Origin of the sequence: Microcoleus sp. FACHB-831 (assembly GCF_014695585.1) — a bacterium.
Taxonomy (GTDB): Bacteria; Cyanobacteriota; Cyanobacteriia; order Cyanobacteriales; family FACHB-T130; genus FACHB-831.
Map to the genome: position 1 here is coordinate 193,147 of NZ_JACJON010000057.1, position 6,522 is coordinate 199,668.

Genomic DNA, 6,522 nt, shown 5'->3' on the forward strand with positions numbered 1-6,522 from the left:
CTAAGGATATTTTATTCACGAACTATCCCATATCGTCCGGTAGGCACGATCTGGTGAAGGCGCGATCGCATATCATCGTTAGCAAATAGAATTGCATAATTGCCAGGGGGGATCGTTCCTACCTTTTGGCAAATTTTGCTATCAATAAGCTGCAATTAGTATTTTATTTTATCAAAGTTCAGCTTAATAGGAATAACCTTCTAGAGTGAGAAACGTTGCGATCGCATATATAAATCTACTGTAACAGGCGATCGCGCTACCCGCCGCCTAATAAGCTAAAAAATTATCCCCCTACAGTTAAATTAAGGCTCTAAAACACTAATTTTTTGGGCAAGGTGAAAGACTGAGAGATAGGAAGTTTCGAGACTAATTATTGAGTTCATCTCTAACGTTTCCCTTAAACCTTTAAACAAAGCATCTCTATTCTGCGTATTTAGCCTAATATATGGCGATAAAGTACTCAAAAGAGAAATATAACCATCAATGCTATAGGTCAATCTAGGCGTCAACTGTTCGGAGACTAAATTTTTAAATTTACCTGAATCGATAACAGCTTCTCCAAACTTTCTGAGATGGTCTTCGTGAGTCTTTCTCTCTTCATATCCTGTAATTGAAGGAGCGTGAGTTTGATAGACTTCATCCAACATTTGGTAAACTTCATAATCAGGTTGAGGTGGCGTATTCCACAGCAAAATAAGATAACCCTTGTCTTGTAGTGCAGCCGCAGCTTTTGGATGCCTAATCTCTGGCGGAACCCAGTGAAACGAAGTCGCTGCAAGAACGGCATTAAATTTCTCAGGCTGTAGATCCCACTCCTCAAATGTAGTATTTACAATCTCTACATCTGGATACGTCGCACAGTTTTGTCGCGCTAGTTGACAAGCTTGTTCGCTTGGCTCAAGGCATAGCATGGAAAAGCCCAATTGAGCAAACGCTGTTGTTGCAGTCCCAGGCCCGCATCCTATTTCAAGAATGTGCGCGGTTGAAGGAAGTTCGGCTAACTCTAGAACGCGATTAATTAGCTCTTTAGGATAGCGAGGTCTTGCGTTATTATAGGCATCTGCTACTGCGTTGTACAAACTTTTTCTTTGTTCTAAATTTTCCATAATTTGTTTTTCATCAATTAGTTTTTTACTAAAAAACCTATATCAATTGATTATAATTATCCTAAAAAAAGAAGCACCCCACCTTGTCTAGCAGGGTGGGGTACTTGTTTTCTAGAAAATTATTCCACTGTCACAGATTTGGCTAAATTTCTCGGTTGGTCAACATCCAAGCCGCGCCGCGCTGCAATGTGATAAGCCAACAACTGCAAAGGAATTACTGTCAGGATAGGCGATAGCAACTCTTCAACAGAGGGAACGGGGATGAGGTCGTCAAAAGTGTCCGCAGCTTCGCGATCGCTTAGTGGAGTAACTCCAATTAAACGAGCATCCCGCGCCTTAGCTTCCTGGGCATTAGATAGCACTTTTTCGTAAACGCTACCAGGCATGGCGATCGCTACTACGGGCACTTTAGCATCCAACAACGCAATTGGCCCGTGCTTCATCTCCCCAGCAGGATATCCCTCCGCATGAATATAGCTGATTTCTTTCAATTTCAGCGCCCCCTCCAATGCAATCGGGAAGTTAATTCCGCGTCCCAAAAAGATAAAATCTTTAGTTTCAGCGAAAGTGTGCGTCAGTTGTTCTATATATTTCTCCTGACTCTCCAAAATTATCTCAACCAATGCTGGTAACTGCCGCAAGCCTACCAACAGTTCCTCTAGCCGCGACGCCGACAGCATACTGCGCCGATAGGCTAAATCCAACGCTAAACAGTAAAACGCCATTAATTGGGCAACAAACGTTTTAGTCGCCGCTACACCAATTTCAATTCCAGCATGGGTTTCGATAATGTTAGGAACCAAATGAGCTAAGGAACTTTCCCGGCGATTGGTAATCCCCAACAGTCGCGGTTGATATTCCGCCGACTTACCATAGCGGCGGCGTTTTTCCATCTCCAGCGCCGCGAGGGTATCAGCCGTCTCCCCAGACTGCGTGACGCCAATGGTGAGCGTATTAGCCGTTAAAGGCGCTGGTGCATAGCGGAATTCGGAAGCATATTGCACCATAGTGGGAATCCCAGCTAGCTGTTCTAGCAAATATTTCCCCACTAACGCCGCGTGCCAACTTGTACCGCAGGCAAGAATCTGAACGTGTTCTAAATTCTCGTAGAGTGAATCGGGTAAATCTAGCTTAATTGGCGACTGGGAGGCTCCTGGGTTCCAATCAGAGTCAAAATAAGCTTCTAAACAAGCGCGTACTACCCCTGGTTGCTCGTAAATTTCCTTGAGCATGAAGTGCTTGAATCCTTGTTTTTCCACTAAAACAGGATTCCAGCTAAGAGTTCGGGGAGTTTTTTTAAGTCTGTCGCCAGCAAAGCTGTAAACTTCAACGCCAGTTGGTGTCAGCCGCGCCAGTTCCCCATTTTCTAGAGTGAGAACGGCGCGGGTGTAGGGAACGAGTGCGGGAGTATCCGAAGCGCAGAAAAACTCTCCTTGACCGAAACCGATTGTTAGGGGAGCTTGTTGCCGTGCAACGATGAGTTCATCAGGGTAGTCGGCAGAAATAACCGCGATCGCAAATGCCCCTTGCAGTTTATTCACAGCTTGTCGCACCGCCTCTAACAACCGAGAATCATGGTTCCCAGAAGCTGGGGGCGGAACTTGCTGCGCCATCAGGTCGGCGATTAGCTGCGGGATTCGCTCTGTTTCCGTACCAGCTTTATTCACCGCAGAGCGTACAGCCTCTATAAACGGAAACTGCTGACCGTTGGAAGCTGAAGCATGAACTTGCTGCGTCATCAGTTCAGTCACTAAGTTGGGAATCACCTCTGTGTCTGAATCAGATTTACCCACAGCTTGCTTAACCGCTTCTAAAAACGGAAACTGTTGAGTGTTAGAAGTTGAAGAATCAGCTTGCTGCGCCATCAGGTCGGCGATTAAGTGGGGAATCACCTCAGTATCGGTATCCGAACGAAACTCGTGTCCCCTCTGTTTGAGTTCTTCTCGTAACTCGCGATAGTTTTCAATAATCCCGTTTTGCACTACAGCTATGCGCCTTGCCGTATCCATGTGCGGATGGGCGTTGTATTCCTCTGGCTTGCCGTGCGTCGCCCAACGGGTGTGCCCGATGCCAACACACGCCGGGTTGACAACTGCCTCTAGTTTTTCGCGCAGGTTGTGGAGTTTGCCCTTGGCCCGGACGCAGTGGACTTCACCTTCCAAAACTGTGGCGATTCCAGCTGAATCATAGCCCCGGTACTCCAGTTTTTCCAATCCTGCGAGCAAAATTTCCGTCGCCGCTTGAGTGCCAATATAGCCTACTATTCCGCACATATATCAAAGCGCTCCTCTTTACCACACAATCTAAAAACTACAAGGGCTAAGGCAGAACCGTCAATAACATTTAACCCATTTACCCTTTTACAGCACTAAGACTCCACCTCCGCTAAAAAAAGAGGGAGCAACTTGCTCCCTCTGCTACTTGCACTTCGGTTTGATTAAAAGTGTTTTCAAGTCTGCTTATTAGTAAGCCAGACCCATGCTGCGAGTCGTTTCGCCTCCCAGGTAAACCCGGATGCTCAAAAAGTCGGTGGGACAAGCAGTTTCACACCGCTTGCAACCCACGCAGTCTTCTGTGCGAGGTGAAGAGGCAATTTGGCCGGCTTTACAGCCATCCCAAGGAACCATCTCCAGAACGTCCGTAGGACATGCCCGGACGCATTGGGTGCAGCCAATGCAGGTGTCGTAGATTTTGACGCTATGAGACATTGAATAACTGCTCCAAACGAGTGTTCTCTACTGTCGAGACTGACAAATCTTGGCTTAGTTTACCGTAGGCCTTGATTCCGCTTCTCCAAAAGGCTACAGAACTTCAAACTCCTTAATAACCGATCTTGCAAAATACGGTTAACGGACGGTTGGAAAGTACCCCGCCAATTGGCGGTTTGCCTCACTGACTATAGGTTTCAGCCAACGCATCATAGAGGAGTGGCAATTAAATATTTGTAAACAAAAGCAAAGCACTCTGAGGACATTTACTTATGGCTCTTATTCGCTGGCAACCCTTCCAAGAAACCACAACCCTACGTCGTCAAAGGGAGCGTATGTTCGAGGAAATGTCAACCGTCAATGGTGAGACTCAAGTGAACTGGAGACCTGCGATTGAACTGCAAGATACAGAAGAAAACGTGATTTTGCGGGCGCAAGTTCCTGGTGTAGAAGCTAAAAACTTGGATGTGCGGGTTACTAGGGAAGCTGTTGTAATTAGCGGCGAACACCGCTACGAGAAGAAGGAACAACAGCGCGGCTACTTCCGTTCTGAGTTCCGTTACGGGAATTTCCAGCGCGTGGTTCCCTTGCCAGTTTACGTTCAAAACGATCGCGTACAGGCTGAATTTAAGGATGGCATCCTGACCCTAACTCTGCCCAAGGTAACGGAAGTTCGCGATCGCGTCGTCAAGCTTAATCTAGCAGAGGATACCAACGCCGCTCCAGCGATCGCCGACGCACCTGCTGCTGAAGCTAACAACACCGAAGCAACCAAACCCGCTGAACTAGCTAGCGTTTGGGACTAATTCTCTCGGTTCTATATTATCTATAGAGGCTAGCGGCCTCTTAATCTAAACACCGCCGCTGAGTTGTCTTTATCTGATAACTCAGCGGCTATTTGTTTGTGGCTAGAAGTGCCCTTTGTAATGTTCCTTCCCCAGTTGGGAAAAGACCAATTCACTGGTTCGGTTTACCTCACTGACTCAACCGCATGAGTTTGGCATTATAAAAACGTGGAAGCTAAAAGCTTAACTACATTAATCAAATTTCAACCCAAGCATTTAGTCGCTACAAATTGGAGGTAACTAAGTTATGGCTGTTATTCGTTGGCAACCTTTCCAAGAAATTGAAACCATGCGTCTTCAAATGGATCAAATGTTTGATGAACTAGCAGGAAGCGAACGGCAGTCGGCAACTACCTGGAAGCCTGCAATTGAACTGCAAGACACTGATGAGAATCTGATTTTGCGGGCGGAAATTCCTGGCGTAGATGGCAAAGACATTGATGTTCACGTAACGAGGGAAGCTGTTGCTATTAGCGGCCAACATCGCTTTGAGAAGAAGGCTCAAGAAAAAGGCTTCTTCCGTTCCGAGTTCCGCTACGGTAACTTCCAGCGCGTCGTTTCTCTGCCCGTTGCAATTCAGAACGAGCAGGCAAAAGCTGATTTCCAGAATGGCATTTTGACGCTAACACTGCCTAAAGTTACCGAAGCGCGGCGTACTGTAGTTAAACTCAACTTAGGCGATAGCAGCCAGCCTGCTCCACAGTTGAACAGCCAGCCTGCTGCTGAACCTCAAAATGCTGCGTCAAACTAAGCGCGATCGCTACAACAATTTAAAGCTAATTTAAATTATTTCCTTTTCCCCAGTAGAGGCTACAGCTTCTTAATCTAAACAGCCCACCGCTGAGTTGTCAGATACTGACAATCAGCGGTTATTTTTTATGTAGCCAGTCAACAAAGCACCGAATTAAATAGCGATTATTAGTTGGGGAAAGCCAACTGCTTAAATTCGGTTTACCTCACTGGCTTAACCGAAATTACGAGACATTATATAAGAGTGGGAGCTAAAAGATGAGTCCCATTAAAAGACTTCAAACCAAACATTTAGTCGTTATAAATTAAAGGTAATTGAGTTATGGCTCTTATTCGTTGGCAACCCTTCCAAGAAATTGAAACTCTGCGCCGTCAAATGGATCGAATGTTCGATGAATTGGCCCGAAGCGATCGCGGCTTGGAAAATAGCTGGAAGCCTGCAATTGAACTGCAAGATACTGAGGAAAATCTAATTTTGCGGGCGGAAATTCCTGGTGTAGATGCCAAGGATATCGATGTTCGGGTAACGAGAGAAGCGATCGCTATTAGCGGCCAACATCGCTTCGAGAACAAGACCGAAGAAAAAGGCTTCTTCCGTTCCGAGTTCCGCTACGGTAGCTTCCAGCGCGTGATTCCTCTGCCCGTTGCAATTCAGAACGAGCAAGCCAAGGCTGACTTCAAAGATGGCATTTTGACACTGACTCTGCCCAAAGTAACCGAAGCGCGGCGTACAGTTGTCAGGCTCAACTTGGGAGAGAGCAACCAGCCTGCGGCTGATGTTCAGCAAGCAGCATCGAACTAAGCGATGCATAACGACAACGGCTAGGAACAATTAGGTTAGTCGGGTTTCCCTATTCAAGGCTACGGCTTGTTAATCTAAATATCCAACCGCTGAGTTTTTTGAAAAACTCAGTGGCTTTTTTTTGGGAGGGAAAGGGCGCTCGCGCTGCGGCTAATGCTTTCGTCAAAAGTAGGCGCGATTCCCCCTACACAAATATCTTTCAGGGGGTGACAACGAGGCTAAAGCGCTTGTTGGATAAGGGTTATAGCTCTCATGCCCCTTTGATAAAAAGGCTTTTTATTGCCAATGGAAGTGAGCATTGCCTCGACCCA

The 6,522-nt window shown here is 46.5% G+C and carries 7 protein-coding genes; 4 read left to right on the forward strand and 3 right to left on the reverse strand.

From position 1 onward, the window contains the following. Positions 1–302: 302 nt before the first annotated feature. The 3 genes from H6F77_RS15455 to psaC all read right to left on the reverse strand — a co-directional run bounded on the left by H6F77_RS15455 (position 303) and on the right by psaC (position 3,814). Entirely contained in the window at positions 303–1,106 is an 804-nt protein-coding gene (locus H6F77_RS15455) for a class I SAM-dependent methyltransferase (protein ID WP_190489572.1), read from the reverse strand. Between the two features lie 119 nt (positions 1,107–1,225). Beyond that, positions 1,226–3,379: a glutamine--fructose-6-phosphate transaminase (isomerizing) gene (gene glmS, locus H6F77_RS15460; protein ID WP_242022174.1), complete on the reverse strand. Its 2,154-nt coding sequence runs from the start codon at positions 3,377–3,379 to the stop codon at positions 1,226–1,228. A 189-nt stretch (positions 3,380–3,568) separates the two neighbouring features. Beyond that, complete coding sequence (psaC, locus tag H6F77_RS15470; RefSeq protein ID WP_190489573.1) at positions 3,569–3,814, reverse strand: photosystem I iron-sulfur center protein PsaC; 246 nt, start codon at positions 3,812–3,814, stop codon at positions 3,569–3,571. Between the two features lie 272 nt (positions 3,815–4,086). On the opposite strand from psaC, the gene H6F77_RS15475 reads away from it, so the two are divergent. From H6F77_RS15475 to H6F77_RS27580, 4 genes are all read left to right on the forward strand, one after another. Continuing rightward, on the forward strand, positions 4,087–4,620 hold the full coding sequence (locus H6F77_RS15475; protein ID WP_190489574.1) for an Hsp20/alpha crystallin family protein: 534 nt from the start codon (positions 4,087–4,089) through the stop codon (positions 4,618–4,620). Positions 4,621–4,906: 286 nt separating this feature from the next. Then, a complete protein-coding gene (locus H6F77_RS15480; protein ID WP_190489575.1) occupies positions 4,907–5,410 on the forward strand; it encodes an Hsp20/alpha crystallin family protein in 504 nt (167 codons plus the stop codon). Positions 5,411–5,731: 321 nt separating this feature from the next. Next, positions 5,732–6,211, forward strand: coding sequence for an Hsp20/alpha crystallin family protein (locus H6F77_RS15485; RefSeq protein WP_190489576.1), 480 nt, complete (start codon positions 5,732–5,734; stop codon positions 6,209–6,211). Between the two features lie 110 nt (positions 6,212–6,321). Further along, the coding region (locus tag H6F77_RS27580; RefSeq protein WP_206753470.1) for a hypothetical protein at positions 6,322–6,522 on the forward strand (201 nt) is incomplete at its 3' end.